At 49.0% G+C, this 22,128-nt stretch carries 21 protein-coding genes and 1 other annotated feature; of the genes, 18 read left to right on the top strand and 3 right to left on the bottom strand.

Features of this window, described 5'->3' with window-relative positions:
• The 4 genes from hemL (at position 1) to ysxE (ending at position 4,706) form a co-directional block, all read left to right on the top strand.
• Positions 1 to 1,287 (top strand): glutamate-1-semialdehyde 2,1-aminomutase, encoded by a 1,287-nt coding sequence (gene hemL / locus M3202_RS13425; RefSeq protein ID WP_251223847.1) that lies wholly within the window; start codon positions 1 to 3, stop codon positions 1,285 to 1,287.
• Positions 1,288 to 1,518: 231 nt separating this feature from the next.
• On the top strand, positions 1,519 to 2,775 hold the full coding sequence (gene spoVID, locus M3202_RS13430; protein WP_251223848.1) for a stage VI sporulation protein D: 1,257 nt from the start codon (positions 1,519 to 1,521) through the stop codon (positions 2,773 to 2,775).
• A gap of 15 nt (positions 2,776 to 2,790) precedes the next feature.
• Positions 2,791 to 3,696, top strand: a complete 906-nt coding sequence (locus tag M3202_RS13435; RefSeq protein ID WP_251223849.1) for a hypothetical protein — start codon at positions 2,791 to 2,793, stop codon at positions 3,694 to 3,696.
• On the top strand, positions 3,693 to 4,706 hold the full coding sequence (gene ysxE / locus M3202_RS13440) for a spore coat protein YsxE (RefSeq protein ID WP_251223850.1): 1,014 nt from the start codon (positions 3,693 to 3,695) through the stop codon (positions 4,704 to 4,706). Before M3202_RS13435 ends, ysxE begins: the two co-directional genes overlap by 4 nt.
• 107 nt (positions 4,707 to 4,813) lie before the next feature.
• Here ysxE and M3202_RS13445 read toward each other — a convergent pair whose 3' ends face one another.
• Entirely contained in the window at positions 4,814 to 5,014 is a 201-nt protein-coding gene (locus tag M3202_RS13445) for a YszA family small membrane protein (protein WP_251223851.1), read from the bottom strand.
• A gap of 133 nt (positions 5,015 to 5,147) precedes the next feature.
• On the opposite strand from M3202_RS13445, the gene M3202_RS13450 reads away from it, so the two are divergent.
• The 13 genes from M3202_RS13450 to minD all read left to right on the top strand — a co-directional run bounded on the left by M3202_RS13450 (position 5,148) and on the right by minD (position 19,728).
• Complete coding sequence (locus M3202_RS13450; RefSeq protein WP_251223852.1) at positions 5,148 to 6,248, top strand: molybdopterin-dependent oxidoreductase; 1,101 nt, start codon at positions 5,148 to 5,150, stop codon at positions 6,246 to 6,248.
• Positions 6,235 to 6,951: a hypothetical protein gene (locus M3202_RS13455; protein WP_251223853.1), complete on the top strand. Its 717-nt coding sequence runs from the start codon at positions 6,235 to 6,237 to the stop codon at positions 6,949 to 6,951. Before M3202_RS13450 ends, M3202_RS13455 begins: the two co-directional genes overlap by 14 nt.
• A gap of 157 nt (positions 6,952 to 7,108) precedes the next feature.
• Positions 7,109 to 7,348 (top strand) — a binding site (T-box leader).
• Between the two features lie 60 nt (positions 7,349 to 7,408).
• Entirely contained in the window at positions 7,409 to 10,051 is a 2,643-nt protein-coding gene (locus M3202_RS13460) for a valine--tRNA ligase (RefSeq protein ID WP_251223854.1), read from the top strand.
• Positions 10,052 to 10,194: 143 nt separating this feature from the next.
• Positions 10,195 to 11,517 carry a bifunctional folylpolyglutamate synthase/dihydrofolate synthase gene (locus M3202_RS13465; protein WP_251223855.1) on the top strand — a complete coding sequence of 441 codons (1,323 nt, stop codon included), beginning with the start codon at positions 10,195 to 10,197 and terminating at the stop codon, positions 11,515 to 11,517.
• Between the two features lie 315 nt (positions 11,518 to 11,832).
• Positions 11,833 to 12,600 carry a prepilin peptidase gene (locus M3202_RS13470; RefSeq protein WP_251223856.1) on the top strand — a complete coding sequence of 256 codons (768 nt, stop codon included), beginning with the start codon at positions 11,833 to 11,835 and terminating at the stop codon, positions 12,598 to 12,600.
• A gap of 187 nt (positions 12,601 to 12,787) precedes the next feature.
• Positions 12,788 to 13,801: a hypothetical protein gene (locus tag M3202_RS13475; RefSeq protein WP_251223857.1), complete on the top strand. Its 1,014-nt coding sequence runs from the start codon at positions 12,788 to 12,790 to the stop codon at positions 13,799 to 13,801.
• 228 nt (positions 13,802 to 14,029) lie between these two features.
• Entirely contained in the window at positions 14,030 to 14,608 is a 579-nt protein-coding gene (locus M3202_RS13480) for a Maf family protein (RefSeq protein ID WP_251223858.1), read from the top strand.
• Between the two features lie 133 nt (positions 14,609 to 14,741).
• Positions 14,742 to 15,434 carry a RadC family protein gene (radC, locus tag M3202_RS13485; protein WP_251223859.1) on the top strand — a complete coding sequence of 231 codons (693 nt, stop codon included), beginning with the start codon at positions 14,742 to 14,744 and terminating at the stop codon, positions 15,432 to 15,434.
• Positions 15,435 to 15,622: 188 nt separating this feature from the next.
• On the top strand, positions 15,623 to 16,660 hold the full coding sequence (locus M3202_RS13490; RefSeq protein ID WP_251223860.1) for a rod shape-determining protein: 1,038 nt from the start codon (positions 15,623 to 15,625) through the stop codon (positions 16,658 to 16,660).
• A gap of 12 nt (positions 16,661 to 16,672) precedes the next feature.
• Positions 16,673 to 17,548: a rod shape-determining protein MreC gene (gene mreC, locus M3202_RS13495; RefSeq protein WP_251223861.1), complete on the top strand. Its 876-nt coding sequence runs from the start codon at positions 16,673 to 16,675 to the stop codon at positions 17,546 to 17,548.
• Entirely contained in the window at positions 17,545 to 18,063 is a 519-nt protein-coding gene (mreD, locus tag M3202_RS13500) for a rod shape-determining protein MreD (RefSeq protein WP_251223862.1), read from the top strand. Before mreC ends, mreD begins: the two co-directional genes overlap by 4 nt.
• 154 nt (positions 18,064 to 18,217) lie before the next feature.
• Positions 18,218 to 18,907 (top strand): septum site-determining protein MinC, encoded by a 690-nt coding sequence (gene minC, locus M3202_RS13505; protein WP_251223863.1) that lies wholly within the window; start codon positions 18,218 to 18,220, stop codon positions 18,905 to 18,907.
• Between the two features lie 26 nt (positions 18,908 to 18,933).
• Positions 18,934 to 19,728, top strand: coding sequence for a septum site-determining protein MinD (gene minD / locus M3202_RS13510; protein WP_251192483.1), 795 nt, complete (start codon positions 18,934 to 18,936; stop codon positions 19,726 to 19,728).
• Positions 19,729 to 19,811: 83 nt separating this feature from the next.
• Here minD and M3202_RS13515 read toward each other — a convergent pair whose 3' ends face one another.
• Positions 19,812 to 20,177 carry a DNA-binding transcriptional response regulator gene (locus M3202_RS13515; RefSeq protein ID WP_251223864.1) on the bottom strand — a complete coding sequence of 122 codons (366 nt, stop codon included), beginning with the start codon at positions 20,175 to 20,177 and terminating at the stop codon, positions 19,812 to 19,814.
• A 230-nt stretch (positions 20,178 to 20,407) separates the two neighbouring features.
• Here M3202_RS13515 and M3202_RS13520 point away from each other — a divergent pair, with 230 nt between their 5' ends.
• A complete protein-coding gene (locus M3202_RS13520; RefSeq protein WP_251223865.1) occupies positions 20,408 to 20,926 on the top strand; it encodes a MogA/MoaB family molybdenum cofactor biosynthesis protein in 519 nt (172 codons plus the stop codon).
• Between the two features lie 97 nt (positions 20,927 to 21,023).
• Here M3202_RS13520 and M3202_RS13525 read toward each other — a convergent pair whose 3' ends face one another.
• Positions 21,024 to 21,947 carry an aldo/keto reductase gene (locus M3202_RS13525; protein WP_251223866.1) on the bottom strand — a complete coding sequence of 308 codons (924 nt, stop codon included), beginning with the start codon at positions 21,945 to 21,947 and terminating at the stop codon, positions 21,024 to 21,026.
• Between the last annotated feature and the right edge of the window lie 181 nt (positions 21,948 to 22,128).

The following is a 22,128-nucleotide window of genomic DNA, read 5'->3' on the forward strand; positions in this document are numbered from 1 at the left end:
GTGCGCTCATTTGAAAAATCAAAGCAAGCATTCGAACAGGCGAAGCCATTAATGCCAGGTGGAGTGAACAGTCCGGTACGAGCTTTTAAATCAGTGAAAATGGAGCCTGTTTTTATGGAAAGAGGAGCCGGCTCCAAAATCTATGATATTGACGGAAATGAATATATTGACTATGTCCTTTCCTGGGGACCGCTTATTTTAGGCCATGCGGATGAACGAGTGATTGCCGCTTTAAAAGAGACGGCTGAAAAAGGAACGAGCTTCGGCGCGCCGAGCGAGCTGGAAACAAAGCTCGCTCGTCTCGTGATCGAACGGGTCCCGTCGATTGAAGTGGTACGGATGGTCAATTCCGGCACGGAAGCGACGATGAGTGCGTTGCGGCTGGCGAGAGGGTTTACCGGCCGGAACAAAATTTTAAAATTCATCGGCTGTTACCACGGCCATGGCGACTCGCTGCTGATCAAAGCCGGCTCCGGTGTCGCGACGCTCGGGCTGCCGGATAGTCCTGGTGTACCGGCTTCCATTGCGGAAAATACACTGACTGTGCCATATAACGATTTAGAGAGCGTTCGCTATGCTTTCGAGAAATTCGGCTCGGATATTGCCGGCGTGATCGTTGAACCGGTTGCCGGAAACATGGGCGTCGTACCGCCGGAGCCAGGTTTCCTTGAAGAGCTTCGCGCCATTACGGAGGAGCACGGCAGCTTACTTATTTTTGATGAAGTGATGACCGGCTTCCGCGTCGGCTATCAATGCGCGCAAGGTGCATTTGGCGTAACGCCTGATTTGACGTGCTTAGGGAAAGTGATCGGCGGCGGTCTGCCGGTCGGGGCCTATGGCGGCAGACGTGACATTATGGAGCAGATTGCCCCGAGCGGACCGATTTATCAGGCGGGTACGCTATCAGGCAATCCGCTGGCGATGTGTGCGGGCTATGAGACGCTTGCTCAGCTGACTGAAGCGGATTACAAGCGCTTTGACGAGTTGGCGAAGCGCCTGGAGCAAGGCTTAGCTGCGGCGGCCGAAAAGTACGAGATTCCACATCATATTAATCGGGCGGGTTCAATGGTCGGCTTTTTCTTCACAAATGAAGCGGTGACCAACTTTGAAAAAGCACAGACGTCCAATCTGGAGATGTTTACCCGCTATTTCCAGGGGATGCTTGAGCAAGGTATTTCTCTTCCGCCGTCACAATTTGAAGGAATGTTCCTGTCGACAAAGCATACAGAAGCAGACATTGATCAAACGATCGCGGCTGCGGAACGCGTATTTTCAACTCTTAAATAGCAGTGAGAGGGACCTGAGAGCTTCGGCTTTCAGGTCCTTCTTTCATATCGTGGAGCTTCCGCTATGTCCGTTTCGTTTTTCCCTTCCTTTTAAATGAATTGCTGCCGATAATGGAGTGATTTTCAGAATTGAAGAATATCGCGATAGAACTTGTCATAGAGTGTTATTGTACTGACTAGAATACGGCAGAGACGAACGTTATTTCGTGAGAAGGAGAAGGAGGAATGAAGGATGACACAGGAGCATTCATCTAAGCTTTCATTTTCGATTGAGGAATCAGTTTGGTTAAATAAAGGGCAAGAAATTGAAGAAATCCTCGGAATGTCACTTGAGCCGGAAATCGTGATTGAGGAACGGGCCGATCACGTTTATATTCGCGGTGGTCTGCGATTAGTCGGTGAATATGAGCCGGCGGTAAAGGAGGAAGAGATCAATGTGGAATGTTCTTTAGAACGGCAGGTGTCTTTCCGTTCGGCGGGGGAAGTTGTGACGAACGACAATGGCAAAGCTTCGATTAAACATTTCTTTCCGATTGATGTGACAATTCCGGTCAGCCGAATTCATGATCTGGATGATGTCTACGTCCAGGTAGAGTCCTTCGACTATGATCTGCCTGAGAAGAGCTGCATTCAACTAACGGCTGATATTAGCATCAGCGGAATGACGAATTTGCAGGATACACAGCCCCAGGCAGAAGAGCCGAAGCCGAAAGTGGCCGAGAGAGCGATCCCGACGGCTTTCGCCTTTGATGCGAAAAGACAGCCGGCGACGCCTGGTTCAACCGTACCAGAGCAAAGAAGGGAGCAGCAGACTCAGCCATCAGCGCAAAAGGTTCGTCCGGTAAGACCGTCCGTTCAGGAAAACACACTCGTAACGCCGAGCGTCCCGCAGCCGCCACAGCCTGTGCCGAGTGCGGCCGCCCCACCGAAGCAGGCAGTCGAAGAGCAGCAGGAGGAGGCGGCAGCACAACTGAGCCGTCAAGAGTCTGAGAAGCCAGAAGCAGAAGAGCCGGTCGCGCTTGAGGTGGCGGCAGAGAGCCGGGAGGAGGAGCCGGCGCTGATGCGCAATGAGCCGGAACAAGCAGAGCTGGCAGTTGTCGAGACAGGGGAAGAAAGAGAGGAAGAGGAAGCGGCGCCGACCCGCACCGAGCCGGAAACGAAAATCACATTGGCGGCGCAAAAAAGGGTAGAGGAAGAACCGTTGGCCGAGGAAGAACTGTCTGTAGAGGAGGAAGAGGAGGCACCTGCAGAAAGTGAACCGCCGACCCCACGAGAGGAAAACGCGCTCTATTTAACGAAAATGATGGCGAAGAAGGAAGAACGGTTCATTAAGCTGAAAATGTGCATTATTCAGGAGAACGAGTCACTTGAAACGATTGCTGACCGCTACGATGTCTCCACCAATCAGCTCGTCCGCATCAACCGGTTACAAAATGAACAGGTCGAGGAAGGTCAAATACTTTATATTCCGGTTTCCTCAGAATCGTAAAAAAGGAGTACCTACATGGAATTGCTGGATTGGCTTAAAGAGCGATTTGCCTGGCAGGATGTCCGGTTGGTCAATGAAGCGCTTGTAGAGACGGAACAGGGACGGAAAAGACTGCGGTATTGGTCCGATAAAGAGCTGCTTGACTGGCATATTGAATGGCGTGATCATTGTCGTGTCACGCCATTCATTTTAGCAGATCGGATGATTCGGGCGACGAACAAGGAGCCCGCTTTGGAGTGGAAGGATGGCTGGCTGACGGTGCATGATGAAGTAACCGGAACCGTCCCGAGCAAGGAAGTAGCTGAAAAGATTGGCTTAATGATTGGAACAATGATCGCCTTTGGACTGGAAACAGAAGCCGCCGTTGAACCGGTCGTGAAGCGGGAGCCATTGTATGCGGAGCTGCGGGAATCGCTTCCTATTCTTCCTCAGGAGCAGCACGCCTTCGTCTCGTCATTAGTAAGGGAAGCAGCTGTGCGGAGGAAGAAGGCTGCGGCGCTTGAAAGCAAGCTGGCTGATGAGCGGCTCCCTTTGCTTGATCCGCTCCACTTCAGCAAAGAGACGAGGCATGTGTATCAGGTGATGATCTGGCAGGGGACGATGGAGCGTCCGGAGAGAGGGTACTTCACCGTGCGGTCATTTTTGGAAAGCTGGCTTGAGCATTATGGAAAGGATGGTTGCCTTGAGCTGTGGAAAGGGATGCAGACATATGTCTCGAATGAGCAGGCGATGTTATTGCTGGCAGAGCTGTTGAAGCCTTATGAGCTCGATTCTCTCGTCACGCTGCTTGAGACAAATCCGACGGATGCGGCGATTTCCGGTGAAATCAATCAGCTCGTTGCAAAATGGGAGCGCAGCAAGGAACTGGTGGCCCTGCTCAGTTCCTCGATTGACAGCAGAAGGAGGGTGATGACGTCATGAGGTATGAACCTGCGCCGTACGCATCTGTTCTCTTTTATTATGATCTGTATCCACAGCAGGTTGAAGATCTCGGGAAAATAAAGCGGATTTCCACGAACCGCGGTGAATTTGCTTTAAAGGAAACGACAATGTCGACCCATCAGGCAGATGAGTTTATTCATGCTCTGCGCAAGCTGACAAAGCTTGGTTATAAGCAGGCGGTGCCGATTTTGCCGACGAAGTACGGGGAGTATACGGTAGCGACAGGCTCTCACACGTATTATTTAATGCCGTGGTTTGAAACGATTGAATATACAGCAAGAGAATCGCGTGAGGAAAAACTGGCCGATCAGCTTGGTGTGATCCATCGGCTGACCGTTAAAACGGAGGCTTTTCAAAAGGAACAGGTCGAGCAATCCGTGCAGCAGCTTGTCCAAAGATGGGAAATGAGACGGCTGGAATTGCAGCGCTTTGCTGATCAGGCTGAGAATAAAACGTATATGTCTCCTTTTGAGCTGACTTTTTTAACCCATGCGTTTATGCTCGACCAAATGGCGGAGGCGGCGACGGAGCATTTGCAGAAATGGTATGAGCTTTGTCTTGAAAAGGAAAAATACCGGACTGTGCTTTGCCACGGGCGGCTGCAGCGTTCTCATGCTCTTTTTTCTCCGGATAACGAAGCATTGCTGCTCAATTTTGAACGAGCGAGTATTGATACCCCGGCTCGTGACTTGGCGAGCTTTTGCCGCTACAGCTTTCCAAATGCTTATTGGTCGGAGGAAGAAGTACAGCGCTGGTTTATTCGCTATGAGCACCATCTTCCGCTTCTTGATGAAGAGAAGCACTTAACATGTGCCTACTTAAACTTTCCTGAGCCGGTCGCTTACTCGGTGGAAGCTTATGTTTCAAACCGGAGCAGCATGAGTGAATTTGAGCATGTCAGACGGTTAGAGAAGCGGTTAACTGCGATGCGCAAGGTACAGCGGTTGACGCAGAAGCTGATTGTGATTGAACAGGAGGCTTCCCAATAGCAGGGAAAAGCGAGGAGGAGGGCATTCTTTCCTGCTCGCTGTCTGCAGGATAAAAGCTGCTTCACAAAAGAGGAGTTGTCGTAAAGCGTAGCTTTGGACAACTCCTCTTAAAATAATTCGAGGCGCAGCGATAAATAAAATACGATCATAAGCGTCAGGAGAATAATATCAAATGTCGTCGGCAAGAAAAATGTCCGAATCAACTGAAAGCCAATAAGCGGTACGAAGATCTGCAAGCATATCGCTCTGATTTTCCACCAGAAACGAGGACGGGGTGGCGGCGGGAAATGACGAAAGCGGCGTTTCATAAAGAGGCCTCCCTCCTAAAACCGTTTGTCTCTACAGATTATGCGGCGGCAGCATATTCGTTCCCAGTTCCCCTGAAATCGTGTATACTAAAAAAAATTGAAGCGCTTTTCTGAAAAATGGGGTGTGGCAGAGATGAGATGGCTTACTAGAGTCCATCTGATTCATGGTGTTTTACTCGTTCTTCTTCTTGTAACGGGACTTTGTCTTTATATGACAACGACCCGGACATGGTTTAATCAGCTTGGCGTGCCACTCGTATCCGTTCATGTGACGATTGCTGTGCTCTATATTGGGGTTGTCTGCTATTCCATTCTGCGCGTTGGGCGCTATCTTCTTAAAAAGCCGCGGGCCAGTAAGTTCAACTTCTGGCTGCATACGATTTTCTTTTTTTTATGGGCAGTTTCGGGTGCGATGATGTACTGGCAGGCTTATTTTCCCGTCACGCTGCGCAATGGAGCGGTCGTCATCCATGATTGGACAACCTTTCTGTATATTCCGTGGCTGCTCGTCCATTCGCTCGGACATCTGTACTCCTGGAAAGCTCCATGGCCGGACTGGTGGACAAAGCATGTCGCTCTTCCTCCGGCGATTGCCGAGAACAAGTTCGAGCGTCGTGACTTTTTGAAGCTGAGCGGCTTAACCGTGCTGTTTTTGATGATTGGAAGCTGGCTGAAATGGCTGACCCCGGTTTTATCTGCCGTTGACAGTGAAAATAGACGGCGTGGCTATTTCCGGATTTATAATGTCACAAATGATTACCCGCGCTATCAACCTGGAGAGTGGTCGTTGACGATCGATGGACTGACGAATAAAAGCGAGACGATCACGTATTATGATTTGCCGCGTTTTCCGGCGACGACGATCGTCGATGATTTCCACTGTGTGACCGGCTGGAGCGTGCGCCATGTCGAGATGAAAGGGGTTAAAGTAAAAGACTTAATGACGCAGCTCGGGATCGAAGCGCAAAGTGATTATGTGACAGCTTATTCCGGCGACGGGATGTATTTTGACTCGTTTTTAACGACGCAGCTGCTTGACGAAGAGGCGCTTCTCGTCTATGAGCTTGACGGAGAACAGCTGAAGCAGGCGATGGGTTTTCCGTGCCGTCTCTATCATCCTGACATGTATGGCTACAAATCGGTCAAATGGGTCAATCGCCTTGAATTTACCGAGAAGCGGGAAATTGGTTATTGGCAGCAAAGTGGAGGCTATGACTTAAATGGCTATTTATAGACCGATGAAAAAGATACTCATTCCAATCATTGCCCTCCTGATCGGGGCCGCGGCTGCCTATTTCCTCGTGCCGACGAAAATGGATGCGATATGGAGGGATTGGAACGCTCAGTCAGAAGAGTGGGAGCAGGCAGTTTATCAAGTCGCTTCCTCTTATGAAAAGGACGGAACAGTAGCGACAGAGGAACAAGGAATCTGGTCGAACGAGAAGAGCTTTTTCCAAGTGTCCGCCGCTGTTTCAAATGATTCATTTTTCACCTTTGATGCTCATTTTGAAGGGGATCGCCTGTTTGTACAAAGCGGGGATAAGTGGGTTCAAGGGACGACCTCTGACCGCTTTGTCGCTGAATTTGCCCCGCTCGACAATCCTTTTCAATGGATGAGGGATATGCTGCTCGAAGCGGAGGAAGTACGGAAGGAAAGTGAGGAGGACCGGACGGTTTATCAGGCGGTATTTACTGAATTCGATGAGACGGACTTTCGCGGCTATTCGTTAGAACGCCAGGAAGAGACGACGCTCACTCTCACGGTGACGGAAGACGAGCTGCTGATGGAATTTGCGGCGCAGCCGATCAGGCCGGACTATTTAGGCCCGTTCAGCGGCTATCCGCAGCAGATCGGTTTTGAGCTTCTTTTGGAAAAAACAGATGAGCAAGTTCCCCTTGTTCCGGAAGAAGCCTATGACAGTGAACAGCTGGAATAAAAAGTGGTTTTTTCGTCGATGCTTGGTAGAAGAGCGACAAAATCGTTTAAAAGAATGTCATCCTTCTTGTTCAGAAAAGGAAAAAATCAACCTAAGGGGACAAGTCCTCTTATTGACGGATGACTGGCATTCAAGCTAAAATAAAAACACAATTATAACGCTGGCGTTGAATAGGAAGAGTAGGTTCGGATGCTTTTCAGAGAGAGAAATCATTTGCTGGGAGATTTCTTAAGAGGTACGAATCGAAGGTCGCCTAGGAGCTGCTTGGTGAAAGACATTTTCTTGAAAATGATCGAAGTAAGCAAGCCGGATACTGACCGTTATCAGGATAAGGTGTGCAGAGGATTTATTCTGCAAACAAAGGTGGTACCGCGAGTCAACTCTCTTCGTCCTTTGGATGGAGGGGGTTTTTGTATTGGGCGGCCACAATGCTATTACAGGGAGGCAACATATAAAAATGAGTAACCAGGACATGACAATGCCAACGAAGTACAATCCGCAGGAAACAGAAGCAAAATGGTATTCCTATTGGCTGGAAGGGAAATTTTTTGAAGCGACGGGAGACGAAACGAAGAAACCATATTCGATTGTCATCCCGCCGCCAAATGTGACAGGAAAGCTTCATCTCGGCCACGCTTGGGATACGACATTGCAGGATATTCTCGCTCGAGTGAAGCGGATGCAAGGATATGACACATTATGGCTGCCTGGAATGGACCATGCCGGAATTGCGACGCAGGCGAAAGTAGAAGGAAAGCTCAAAGAAGAAGGGCTGAACCGCTACGATCTTGGGCGTGAGCGCTTTATCGAAAAATCGTGGGAATGGAAGGAAGAATATGCGTCCTTCATCCGCAATCAATGGTCGAAGCTCGGGCTTTCCCTTGATTATTCCCGTGAACGTTTCACGCTGGATGAAGGGTTGTCCAAGGCGGTGAGCGAAGTTTTCGTCTCCCTTTATAACAAAGGACTGATTTACCGCGGGGAGTATATTATTAACTGGGATCCGCAGACGAAGACAGCTCTTTCCGATATTGAAGTTATTTATAAAGATGTTCAGGGTGCCTTCTATCATATGAAATATCCACTGACGGACGGCAGCGGGGAAATCGAGATCGCGACAACACGTCCTGAAACGATGCTCGGTGATACGGCGGTAGCCGTCCACCCCGAGGATGAGCGTTATAAGCATTTGATCGGCAAAACGGTGACGCTGCCGATCACCGGGCGCGAGATTCCGATTGTCGCCGATGACTATGTTGATATGGAATTCGGTTCAGGAGCGGTGAAAATTACCCCGGCCCACGATCCGAATGACTTTGAAATCGGCAACCGCCATCAGCTGGAACGGATTCTTGTGATGAATGAAGACGGGACGATGAATGAGAAAGCAGGAAAGTACAAAGGGATGGACCGCTTTGAGTGCCGAAAGCAAATCGTCAAGGATTTGCAGGAGGATGGCGTCCTGTTCAAAATTGAGGATCATCTGCATTCCGTCGGTCATTCTGAGCGCAGCGGAGCGGTCGTAGAGCCGTATTTATCGACGCAATGGTTCGTGCGGATGGAGCCGCTCGCCAAGGCGGCCGTTGAACTGCAGGCGTCTGCCGACAAGGTTAACTTTGTACCGGAACGTTTTGAAAAGACCTATTTGCACTGGATGGAAAATATCCGCGACTGGTGTATTTCACGCCAGCTATGGTGGGGGCACCGCATTCCAGCCTGGTACCATAAGGAAACGGGCGAGGTGCATGTCGGACATGAGGCACCGGCTGATCCGGAGAACTGGAAGCAGGACGACGACGTGCTTGATACGTGGTTCAGCTCTGCTCTGTGGCCGTTTTCGACAATGGGCTGGCCCGAAGAGAAGGCGCCGGACTTTGAGCGTTTTTACTCGACGAATGTCCTCGTAACCGGCTACGATATTATCTTCTTCTGGGTCTCAAGAATGATTTTCCAAGGCTTGGAGTTTACCGGAAAGCGGCCATTTAACGATGTGCTGATTCATGGTCTTGTCCGTGATTCTGAAGGGCGGAAAATGAGTAAATCATTAGGCAATGGCGTCGATCCGATGGATGTCATCGACAAATATGGGGCCGATTCCTTACGGTTCTTCCTTTCAACCGGAAGTTCCCCGGGAAATGACTTGCGTTTTTACTGGGAAAAAGTCGAAGCGACATGGAACTTCGGGAATAAAATTTGGAATGCGTCACGCTTTGCCCTAATGAACATGGAAGGCTTGACCTATGAAGAGATTGATTTGAGCGGCGAGAAGTCGATTGCCGATAAATGGATTTTGACTCGCCTGCAGCAAACAATTGAAGACGTTACCCGCTTAATTGACAGCTATGAATTTGGAGAAGTGGGACGACTGCTCTATAACTTCATTTGGGATGATCTTTGTGACTGGTATATTGAGATGGCCAAGCTGCCGCTGTATGGAGAGGATGAGGCGGCTAAGAAAACGACTCGTTCCGTTTTGGCCTATGTTCTTGACCAGACAATGCGACTTTTGCACCCGATGATGCCATTTATTACCGAGGAAATATGGCAGCACTTGCCGCATCAGGGCGAATCGATCACAGTGGCATCGTGGCCGGTGAAGCAGGATACATTCGTTTTTGAAGATGCGCAGGCTGATATGGAGCTGTTAACATCAATCATTCGTTCCGTCCGCAATACGCGCGCTGAGCTGAATGTACCGATGAGCAAGCAAATTGAGCTGCTGATTCATGCCAAGGACGAACAAGTTCTTGCCCGGCTGGAGCGCGGTCGCAGCTATTTGGAGAAGTTCTGTAATCCAAATGAACTTGTGATCGGAACAGATGTGACAGCGCCGGAGAAATCAATGTCGCAGGTGCTTAGCGGCGTCGAGCTGTTCCTGCCTCTTGCCGGCTTGCTCGACCTTGACGCTGAAATCGAACGGTTGAAAAAAGAACTGGCAAAGCTCGACAAGGAAGTAGAGCGTGTCGACAAAAAGCTTGCCAATCAAGGATTTATTGCGAAGGCCCCAGCTCATGTTATCGAGGAAGAGAAAGCGAAGCAGGCTGATTATCAGGCGAAGCGCGATACGGTTAAGAAGCGGATAGCGGAATTAGAAGGATAATGGACGAAGCAGCGAAACATGTCCGGGCACCTGTTTGAAAGCTAGCCCTGCTAGTTATGCCCGGCATAAATCCGCTGCTTTTTTCGATCAGCTGGACACCGGCTTGCGTTTTGAAAAACAGAAAGTCATCAGGAGGGATAGGAATGCAAACGGCGGATGAAGTGATCGAATGGATTCACAGCCTGCTCCCCTTCGGCATTAAGCCGGGACTGAAGCGGATGGAGTGGCTGCTTCAGCGGCTTGATCACCCGGAACGGGAATTGGCCGTTGTCCATATTGGCGGAACGAACGGAAAAGGTTCAACCGTCAGTTTTATGCGTCATGTATTAGAAAAAGCACAATACAAAGTAGGGACCTTTACGTCCCCTTATCTCGAATGCTTTGAAGAACGGGTATCTGTGAATGGTCAGCCGATTGCGGGCGGCGATCTCGTCACCTGCGCGAACAAGCTTCGTCCACTTGTGGACGAGCTGGCAGAAACGGAGCTCGGCAGCCCGACTGAATTTGAAGTGATTACCGCTCTGGCGTTTGATTACTTTGCCCGGATCGCCAAGCCTGATCTTGTTTTGCTTGAGGTAGGTCTTGGCGGCAGGCTTGATTCGACCAATGTTGTGACGCCGCTGCTCTCAATCATCACGTCAATAGGCTATGACCATATGCACATTCTTGGTGATTCCTTAGCGGACATTACATATGAAAAAGCGGGAATCATTAAAAACGGCCGTCCTGTTATTTCCGGAGTAAGTCAGCCGGAGGCCCAAGCGATTATCAAAAGAACGGCGGAGGAACGGCAAAGTGAATATGAGCAGCTCGGTTCGACGTTTACACAAGATTTGCTGTCCGTCAAAGAAGAAGAGCAAAGCTTTCTGTTTCAACGGAAAAACGGCAAGAGTCTACAAGTGACGATTCAGATGGCCGGTGCTCATCAGCGGAGCAATGCCGCCGTGGCCCTAGCCGCTTTACAGAAATTACATGAGCAGTTTGATTACTCAATCAGCGAACAGGCTTTGAAGGAGGGGCTGGCACAGGCGAAGTGGAATGGCCGCTTTGAACGGCTCTCGGATCATCCGCTTGTCATCGTAGACGGCGCACACAATAAAGAAGGGTTTGAATCATTGGCCGAGACGTTGAAGCAGCATTATCCGCAAAAGCGCTATAAGCTGCTGCTCGCTGCGACGAAGGAAAAGGATATGAAAAGCCTGCTTACCCCATTTGCCGGACTGGATGCAGCCTTTACCTTTACGAGCTTCGACTTCTTTCGGGCCGCGGCAGCGAAAGCATTATATGAGCAGGCCGAGGTAACGGCAAAGCGCTATGATGAGAAGTGGCAGCGGGCTGTCGCTGATGAAGTAAGGCAGCTGGAGGCGGATGAACTGCTGCTGATTTGCGGTTCTCTTTATTTTGTTTCAGCAGTCAGAGCAGCCTGGAAGGAGACTGGCTTTCCGGCTGGAGAGGGGAGCCTTTAAACGCTTGCACAAATCGCTTTACTCGCCGCATGTCCGGTGTGAGAAACCGATTCAGAACGAAGCTGCTGAAAAAGTACGATTTTCACTTTTTCAGTGGTCTCTTCCCAACGGGGCTGGGCTAATGGGAAAAAACCTTTCGCCCAAGCTCATTTGCATTGACTTTTCCTACTATTCGTTCTATTGTGATAATAAAGTTTTTCTCTTCGCAACCCCTTTCTAGTTTTTCGTAACGGCACCTCTTATTTTCTCCGTGCCCATCAATTTTTTTCCTTTCTTTCAATCACTTTTAGAAAAAAACAGAAAAGGAGGAAGATCATGACCGAGGTAGAGCGCCTGGTGATGCTCTATTTGTTTTTAGTAGGCTGCATAGTAGGTTCTTTTTATAATGTTGTTGGTTTACGCCTACCCGTAGGAGAATCGATTGTTAAGCCGCGTTCGCAGTGTCCCGTCTGCGGGCATCGTCTCTCCGCGTGGGAGCTGGTTCCTCTCTTATCCTATATGTGTTTGCGGGGCCGCTGCCGGGTTTGCAGGGCGGTGATTTCCCCATTGTATCCGGCGGTAGAGCTTGGAACCGGCCTATTATTTGCCCTCTCTTTTTATGTTTACCGGTGGACGGGAGATACGCTTTTATTACTTGTGCTCGTGTCCTTGCTGGCGATTATTTTTGTCAGTGATGTCCGCTATATGCTGATTCCTGATCGTGTGCTGCTGTTTTTCACGGCGCTGATTTTGCTGCTTCGGCTTTGCTTTCTGCCGTCAGAGCCGTGGTGGGATGCCTTTCTTGGCGCCATTGCTGGCTTTGCTTTGCTCTATATCATCGCCATTGTTAGCCGTGGAGGCATGGGTGGAGGCGATGTAAAGCTTTTTGGTGTGCTTGGCCTGATCCTCGGCTGGCAACATACGCTGCTGGCGTTCTTTCTCTCCTGTTTGTCCGGGGCGTTACTGGGAGGGGCTGCTCTAGTAATTGGTAAGGTAGAACGACGGAAGCCGGTTCCGTTTGGCCCATTTATCGTGTTAGGGGCTATAACCGCTTATTTTTTTGGAGAGTCTTTAGTAGAATGGTATATGAGAAGAATCGGCTGAACAAATTGCCTGGCGGATGGCTGGGAATGAAGGACAAGCCGCACCGCCCGTAGCATTCAAGTGGGAAAATTGACGGAAACAGCTTTGTTCCGGAACAGATTTCAAATCTTGGTAAACTTCTAGTTCTATTAGCTAGCGATTTTTAATAGAATAAAGTAAAGACTAACGAGTGAGAGAGGTGCTAGATATGGAGCGGGAGAAGCATTCGATTTCAGTTCGTTTAAATGGGAAAGAGCAGAAGGTGAAAGAAGTCGCTTACGAACAGCAGAATGATGACAGCAGCTTAATCCCCCGGCCTAATAATGTGCTTGATTTTAAGAAAAGACAGGCCGAGCGTAAACGGAACGAGCAGCCTTATTGGGACGATGGCAACCGCGAGAAAAGCCCGGGACTTCCATTTAAGCGGAAGAAAAAAGCTCTTTACAAAGGCGCCAAACCGCATTTGTCGATGACACTGTTAGCTGCGATCTGCTCGGCCCTTGTCATCGGAATCGGCATGGGGCTGGTCGTGCTAACTCTTTTTACCGGTGAGCCTGCTGAAGGGACGGAAGCAAACAGCGCCAACGCCGATGTACCGGTCTTCTCCGGGACGGATGCCGGGCTGCCGGTGCTGGCAGTCGAGGTTGTTCAAGGAGGGGCGTTCGCGGCGGCGGAAAAGGGAATGGAAAGTGTGCAAATTCTCCAGGATAGAGGACTGGCGGCCTTGTTAACTGAACATACTGATCCATTTTATATGTTCATCGGTCTCGGCGGAGATCGTGCTCAGGCTGGACAGATCAGCAACCTTTATCAGGAATATGGACAAGAGACGTATGTGAAGTCATACCGCATTGAAGGACAAGCGGTAACAGGGCAGCCAGAGGACGTAACGAGCTGGTTTGATCGGGCGGTAGGGCAATATAAGGAACTATTGCATCTCTCTGTCGATGGCTTGACCGGAGGAACATTGCCGACAGCTGAAAAAGCAGCCGAGCTTGAGCAAAATCTCGATACGCTGCAAGTGGAACGGGATCAAGTGTTTTCCAAGCTTCCTGATGCGGCTCAGCCTTCCGCGCTCGCGCTTGGTGACGCTTTAGTAAAAGGAAAGGATCAACTGAAACATTACGTTGAGACGGAAGATGCTGCTGCCTTATGGGGCACCCAGCAGGCCCTGTTGGAAGCCTTACTGGCCTATGAACAGCTGGTGGCTACGCTGGGATAAAGAATAACGCCAGTTTTCTGAAATGTCCAAATAAGGAAAGTCGACGGCTTTGTCCTTGCTCGCTTTGTGCAGGATAGGGCCGTTTTTTTTCGGAGAAGATGGCACTTCCTTTGTCGAGGAAAGTGGTTTTTCTGCGTCAAAGTCTATTGAGTGAAGTGTGAAAATTTGGTATTCTTAAAGAAAGCCTGTACAATAAAAAGAAACATAATTGTAGAGGTGAATCCCTTCATGCATTCATTAATCTTAGCCTCAGGCTCCCCAAGACGAAAAGAATTACTTCAGCAGGTCCATCTTTCTTTCAACGTTGTTCCAAGTATGATTTCCGAACAAATTGAACCAACTTTATCACCCGAGGAGGCCGTTAAACAGCTTGCCTATCAAAAAGCTGAGGATGTCTGGAAGCAGCACCGGGATGCGGTAGTCCTTGGTTCTGACACCGTTGTCGCGTTTCAAGACACGATTCTCGGCAAGCCGAAAGACGAACGGGAAGCGCGGCAAATGCTTACGCTGTTGTCAGGACGAACTCACTCTGTCTATACCGGGGTAACGCTTTGTTCCCAGGCTGGCACGACAACATTTTTCGAAAAAACGGAGGTGGAATTTTATTCGCTGACTGAAGAAGAAATTGCGATGTACGTCGAGAGCGGAGAGCCGCTCGATAAAGCCGGAGCGTATGGAATTCAAGGCTTCGGTGCCTTTTTAGTGAAGCAGATTAAAGGCGACTATTACACTGTGGTCGGCTTGCCGCTGGCGCGTACGCTTAGAGAATTAAAGAAATTGGGAATTGTTCCTTCTCCGCACATATAATGATTAGTGCCGGCAAGGGCGATGGTGTAGTGAGCGCGCAGTCACCCGTATTGTTTTTTTGAAGTCGTCCATTTTTTCATTTCTGCACATGAAAGTCCCCGTATTCGTACAGATTAGAAAGGAGCGTCTGTCATTGCCTCAACAATCACTCCTCATCCGTGATGTCCCCGTCCGTGAACGTCCGCGTGAACGACTTTTGACAGAAGGGGCGCGGGCTTTATCCAATCAGGAAATTCTTGCGATCCTGCTTCGGACGGGAACGAAGCAGGAATCGGTTCTTCAATTGGCCCAGCGTCTTCTTACGGCTTTTGATGGTATATCGATGTTAAAGGAAGCCGCGATTGAAGAGCTTTGCCTCGTAAAAGGAATCGGCCAGGCGAAAGCTGTGGAATTAGCAGCAGCAGTCGAGCTGGGCCGGCGGCTGCACAGCCTTCAACCGGATGAACGCTATGTGATTCGTTCTCCGGAGGATGTCGCTAATTATGTCATGGAAGATATGCGCTTCCTGCTTCAAGAGCATTTTGATTGCCTGTATTTAAATACGAAGAACCAGGTTCTGCACCGCAAGACGATTTTTATCGGCAGCCTAAATGCCAGCATTGTCCATCCGCGCGAGGTTTTTAAAGAAGCGCTGCGCCGTTCGGCCGCCTCGGTTGTGTGCCTCCATAATCATCCATCGGGAGATCCGACGCCAAGCCGTGAGGATATCGATGTCACAAAACGGCTACATGAAGCAGGAAAAGTATTAGGAATTGAAGTGCTCGATCATGTTATTATTGGTGATAGAAGGTATATCAGCCTGAAGGAGAAAGGGCATCTTAATTAATCGGTCAATGGTCCTCGGGCGAAGTGCGGATGGCTCAGTTCCCGGCAAAAGTGGTACGCTTACTAAGGCGGGAAACGGGAGTCGTGACGGGAAGGTTAGGAGAACTGAAAAGTTAGGCTATGTTTTTCTAACATTCTTCGATATAATAAAGGTTATGATTTCGGTTAAGCATGAAGGGAGATACATAGATGTTTGGTGGGTTCTCAAAAGATATTGGTATTGATCTAGGGACGGCGAATACACTCGTATATGTGAAAGGAAAAGGCATCGTTGTGCGTGAACCATCAGTGGTTGCCTTACGGACGGATACTGGTTCAATTGAAGCGGTTGGAAATGACGCGAAAAATATGATCGGACGTACACCGGGGAATATCGTCGCGGTTCGGCCAATGAAAGACGGGGTTATTGCTGATTTTGATACGACGGCAACGATGCTGAAATATTTCATTCGTCAGGCTCAGAAAAACCGCTCGATCTTTACAAAGCCGTCGGTGATGGTTTGCGTGCCATCGGGCATTACGGCGGTGGAAAAGCGTGCTGTCGAGGATGCGACAAAACAGGCGGGGGCGAAGGAAGCCTATACGCTTGAAGAGCCGTTTGCGGCAGCGATTGGCGCTGATCTCCCTGTATGGGAGCCAACGGGCAGCATGGTTGTCGACATCGGCGGTGGTACGACAGAGGTGGCGATTATCTCGCTTGGCGGGATCGTGACGAGTCAGTCGATTCGGGTTGCCGGCGATGAAATGGATGATGCGATCATTTCCTATGTGAAAAAGACGTATAATCTGATGATTGGTGAACGGACGGCAGAAGCGTTAAAGCTAGAAATCGGTTCGGCCGGAGCGCCGGATGGCGTCGATGATATGGATATTCGCGGGCGCGACCTTGTGACAGGGCTGCCGAAGACGATTACGGTGACAGCGGAAGAAATTGCCGGCTCGCTGGAAGATACGGTGACGACGATTATTGAAGCGGTGAAAAACACGCTGGAGCAGTCTCCGCCTGAACTGGCGGCAGACATTATGGATCGCGGTATCGTTCTTACCGGGGGAGGCGCGTTGCTTCGCAATTTGGATCGCGTGTTAAGCGATGAGACGAATATGCCGGTTTTAGTCGCAGAGAACCCGCTTGATTGCGTCGCGATTGGAACAGGTCGTGCGCTTGAAAATCTTCATTTATTCCGGTCTAAAGCGGGGATCACGTCCCGTTCGGACAGAAAATTGTAAGTAGGTGTCAGCATGCCATCCTTCTTTTCAAACAAAAAGTTAATTATTCTGCTCGTCAGCATTATTATTTTAGTGGCGCTCATTGGCTACTCCCTCACAGACCGTGAACGGGTGACAGGTCCAGAGCAAGTTGTACGCGATGCTGTTGGATGGGTGCAAACGATTTTTATGAAACCCGCATATGCTGTTGCGGGTTTCTTTGAAAATGTTCGGGATATTCATCATGTGTATGAGGAAAACAAGCTGCTAAAATCACGGTTTGAGGAATACGCGCAAATCTCTGTTGAACGGAATTTACTGCGGAATGAAAATGAAAATCTGAAAGAAATGCTGGAGCTTGAAGAAAGCTTGCATGATTATATGATTCGCACCGCGGTCGTCATTCACCGCAATCCGGATCGCTGGTCGGAATATATTGGGATTAACAAAGGATCGGAGCACGGAGTCGAGCCGAATATGGGGATCGTCGATTCCCGGGGCGGGCTTGTCGGCAAGGTTAGGCAGGTTAGCGAATTTTCGTCCGTCGTGCAGCTTCTTTCAGACAATGATCGGACAAACCGTGTTTCGGCAATGGTTTCGATGGACGAGCCTGAATATGGCTTTATTGAAGGCTACGATGAGGAGACAGGCCTGCTTATTTTAAGAAAGCTCGATATTGAAGCTGAAATTGAACCCGGGCAAATGGTGACGACTTCGGGAAAAGGCGGGGTTTACCCAAGCGGCTTGCTGATTGGTGAGATTGTCGCGGTGGAGCCGGATGAATACGGACTTACGTTAAACGCCTATATCGAACCGACGGCCGACTTTTATGGGTTGGACTATGTCTATGTGATCGAGCGGACGAGCACGACGCTTGATTCCTCGTTGCTTGAGGAGGAGGAATCGTGAGCCGGTTTTACATTCCAGGCCTTGTCTTTGTGCTGTTGATTGTCGAGGGGACCTTATTTCAGCTTATGACTCCGACTCATACCGATTCCGTTCTCGTTCCCCGATTTCTGATCGTGATGGTTGTCTTAATCGGGCTGCACTTTGGACGGCAGAGCAGTCTGTTCTACGGTCTCGCCTTTGGCTTTTGTTATGACATTGTCTACACACAGCTGCTTGGCGTATACGCGTTCGGACTTGCTTTTATCGGGTATTTTTTCATTTTTTTTTCGAAGCGGATTCAAGATTCACTTTTGATCCAGCTGATGCTCGTTTTGAGTGCCATTTTGTTCTTTGAGTATTATCAGTATGGTCTCTATTTGCTAATCGGTCTAACCGACCTGCCAGCTTCGTCTTTTGCCATCGAGCGTCTGCTCCCGAGTCTGATTTTAAACAGCGCGTTTGCCATCTTAATTTATTATCCGGCGCGCAAACTGTTTGAACATGTGAAAAAGCAAGCCAATCTTCGCGCGCGGTAATCAGAGATACGAGTACATTGCCGGGAAAAAGAGGGTTTGTTTGCCGGACTGTTGAATTAATTGTATAAGCTCTAGTTGCCAGCGGTGCTGCCACTTGGCAAAGACGTTCATTTTATTGGAGTATCAAAGTGAGTCAGGCTGAGGTGAAACACGAATGACGCAAAAAAAGCAACATGTAACAATAAAGGGAACAAAGGAAGGACTTATCTTCCAGTTGGATGACCATTGCTCTTACGAATCTCTGTTAACGGAATTACGTGAGAAGCTTTCGTCTAAGCATTACCAGGATAGCGAAGGGCGAGATACTCTTGTAAAAGTGAATGCAGGCTACCGCTATCTCAATTCCGCTGAGAAAGAAGAACTGTCACAGCTGATTACAGAAGGCCGTAATTTGATTGTCGAGGAATTTGAATCAGAGGTGCTTTCAACGGAAGAGGCCGAGCTTCTTCGCCAGCAGGCACAGGTGGTGACGCTGACGCGGATTATCCGCTCAGGTCAAGTCTTGAAAATCCGGGGTGACGTCCTGCTGATCGGTGATGTTAATCCCGGTGGCACGATCATGGCGACGGGAAGCATTTATATCGTCGGAGCATTGCGCGGCATTGCCCATGCCGGCTTTCAAGGTGATGAATCAGCGGTGATCGCGGCTTCTGTCATGGCTCCGTCGCAGCTCCGTATTGCCGGAGGGATTCGCCAATTCGAAGCAGACGGTGATGAGAAGGAAGAAGAAATTATGACAAGTGCTTTTTTGGACGAGCATGCGAGAGTCCAGCTCGGACGAGTGCAGCAGCTTCTACATACGCATCCTGTCGATATTCAAAACGAAAAGCAAGTGATAGATTAAGAAAGTGATAGAAAGGGGTCTTCAATGTGGGTGAGGCAATCGTCATTACAAGTGGAAAAGGTGGCGTAGGAAAAACAACGACATCAGCTAATATCGGCACCGCTCTTGCGCTGTCGGGGAAGAAAGTTTGCTTAGTGGATACAGACATTGGTCTTCGCAATCTTGATGTTGTAATGGGGCTGGAAAATCGAATCATCTACGACCTCGTCGATGTGACCGAAGGACGCTGTAAGCTGAAGCAGGCTCTAATAAAGGACAAGCGCTTCGATTGCTTATACCTGCTCCCGGCGGCCCAGACGCAGGATAAATCGGCTGTAGAACCGGAGCAGATGAAGAGCATTATTGATGAATTAAAGCAGGAATACGATTATGTGCTCATCGATTGTCCGGCAGGTATTGAACAAGGCTTTAAAAATGCGATTGAAGGGGCCGATAAGGCGATTGTCGTCACAACCCCGGAGGTGCCGGCAGTACGTGATGCGGACCGGATTATCGGCCTACTGGAGCAAAGGGATATCGAGTCTCCCAAGCTGATCGTCAACCGGATTCGCGGCCATATGATGAAAAATGGAGAAATGCTTGATGTTGATGAAATTACTTCGATTTTGGCGATTGATTTGCTTGGCATCGTCGTCGATGATGAAGAAGTGATCAAACAGGCGAATAAAGGCGAGCCTATTGCACTATTAACGACAAGCAAGGCTTCTATCGCCTATCGTAATATTGCCAGACGCATTTTAGGAGAAACGGTGCCGTTAATGTCACTTGAAGAAAACAAAGGCGTCTTTGCGAAGATTAAGCAGTTTTTTAGTGTGAGGTAAGACATGGCAGTGGCTCCGTTCTGCCCACTGCTTCGAGCCTGAGAGAAAAGGGGAGTTTTTCCCCTTTTCTCTCAGGCTCTTTTTTATATAATCGTAAGTGTTTGCTTGACAGATGCTTCAACGGTCTGGCGGAATTCATGAATGGAGAAAGGCTTATCGAGGTAAGCAATATTCTTTTCGCTATGAACACGCTTTTGACGTCCGGTCGTCAAAACGAGGATCGGTGTTGTTGTCTGTTGTTCCAAGGCAGTAATAAAAGATAGCATGCTCTCATTTTGCAGCTGATCACTGACAATAATCAGATGGAAGGAGACTCTCGTTTCTATCTCTAAAAAAGAATCTGCCTCTGTGTAATGCAGCACTTCTGCTCCCAGCTGAGTCAGATGATACTCCATTAATGTAGCATGACTTGGCTCGTCCTCAAGTAAGGCGACTAAAAATGACCCCATACGTTGTTCCCCTTTTCTCTTTATCGCTCTTCTCTCTTAATAGTAAAAGTAGTTTGAGAAGTTTGCAAGACCTAAAGATTCTATGAATTCATTGAATATTGGGACTATCGGATGAAAGAGTTGACGAGAAATGAGAATACATGGTTTAACAGAGGCATAGAAAGGTAATGGATAAGATAGGGCTGTTACATAAGCAAGGGTGAAACGATGGTGTAAAGGTGGAGAAGAAGATGAAGCAGGAACATATTGAAGAAGCGAGTAAAAACGTCCGCTGTATGATTTTAACGGTCTCCGGCACGAGAACCTATGAAAATGATGAAAGCGGTGCGCTTATTCGCAAGTTACTGGAAGAAAATGGACATGCGGTAACCGAGTATCAAATTGTCAAGGATGAATATAGCCAAATTCAGCACTGGTTAAAAATTGCTGCAAGCCGCGCGGATATCGATGCGATTTTAATGACAGGCGGCACGGGAATTGCCTTGCGCGATACGACTCATGAAGCAGTGCGGGACAGCTTGGACAAAGAAATGCCGGGCTTTGGTGAAATCTTCCGCCACTTAAGCTTTACAGAGGACGTCGGAACGGCGGCGATTTTAAGCAGGGCCATCGCCGGTGTGCGTGACGGCAAGGCGATTTTTTCAATGCCGGGTGCGACGGGAGCGGTGAAGCTGGCGATGGAGCGGATCATTATTCCTGAGCTCTGTCACGTCATTCAGGAAATTCTTCAGGACCAGATGAGGATGTAGGTGCTTCGAGCTTGAGACAAAAGGGTTGCTTTTCCCTTTTGTCTTTTTCTTAAGCTCGAAAGCAGGCGCAGAACGGAGCCGCTGCGATGTTTTTTTCTTATATTTGATGCTGGGTATAGCGGCCGGCTTTTGTAAGCTGCTGCAAGATGTTGATTTCATCTTCGGTCAGCTCTGCCTGTTGCATAGCTGCACTGCTTGCGATAATTTGCTCAGGCTTGCTGGCACCGGCTACGACGGAGGCGACGGCTGGCGACGCTAAGCAATAACCAAGCGCAAGCGCATGAATGTCTTTCTCGCCGACGATGGTTTCTGACAGCTTTTGCTTGAATGCGGTCAATTCGTCATAGGAATAATCGAGATAGCCATTTTCCTTGATCGCGGAGGAAGCTTGCGCCAGCGGACGGTTCGTGAGCAGCCCCTTTGCCAGCGGTCCTCTCGCCAGCACGCTGATGTGATGCTCCTCTAATAAAGGAAATAGCGGCTCAGGACGTCTGTCGAGCAGGCTGTATTGCATCATTACGCTGACGATGGAAGAGCGTTTGACATACTCGCGAATCACATTCGGTCGAATGGAAGAAATGCCGTAGTAACGAATCACACCTTCCTGTTTTAACTCCTCAAAGGCTTCTATCGTCTCATCAATATGATCCTCAATTGTCCCGCCATGCAGCTGAAATAAATCAATATAGTCAGTTTGAAGCCGGGTAAGGCTTTGCTTTAAAGCGGATTTGATATGCTTTTTCGAAGGATCCCAGCTCCAGCCTTCTTTTCCCGGTTCAAAACGGTTTCCAGCTTTCGTCGCGAGGATGATGTCGCCCCGCTTTTGCTTGATCACTTCCCCGATGATCGTCTCATTCATCCCTTGATCGTATAAGTCAGCAGTATCGAGATAGTTGATCCCCTCTGCAAGCGCGGCGTCAATAACCGCTGCTGCTTCCTTCTTGTTTGTGCCGATGCTCATACACCCTAAGCCAAGCTCACTAACGATAAGCTCTGAATTGCCAATGCGGCGTTTTTTCATCGCAATCATCCTCTCTGTTTTCGTTTATTTCAGACTAATAGGTCCTCCACCATCTATTATGGCATATCAAAAACGGACAAGTCATATAGTTTACTAAAGAGCAAAAGGAGGCCACTGAAAAACAACTTCCTTTTTCGTAACTAAAAGCTGCTGTAAAAGTGAAAATCGTACTTTTTTAGCA

The sequence above is a fragment of the Halalkalibacter oceani genome (assembly GCF_023715605.1).
In the GTDB taxonomy this organism is placed as follows: Bacteria; Bacillota; Bacilli; order Bacillales; family Bacillaceae_D; genus Halalkalibacter; species Halalkalibacter oceani.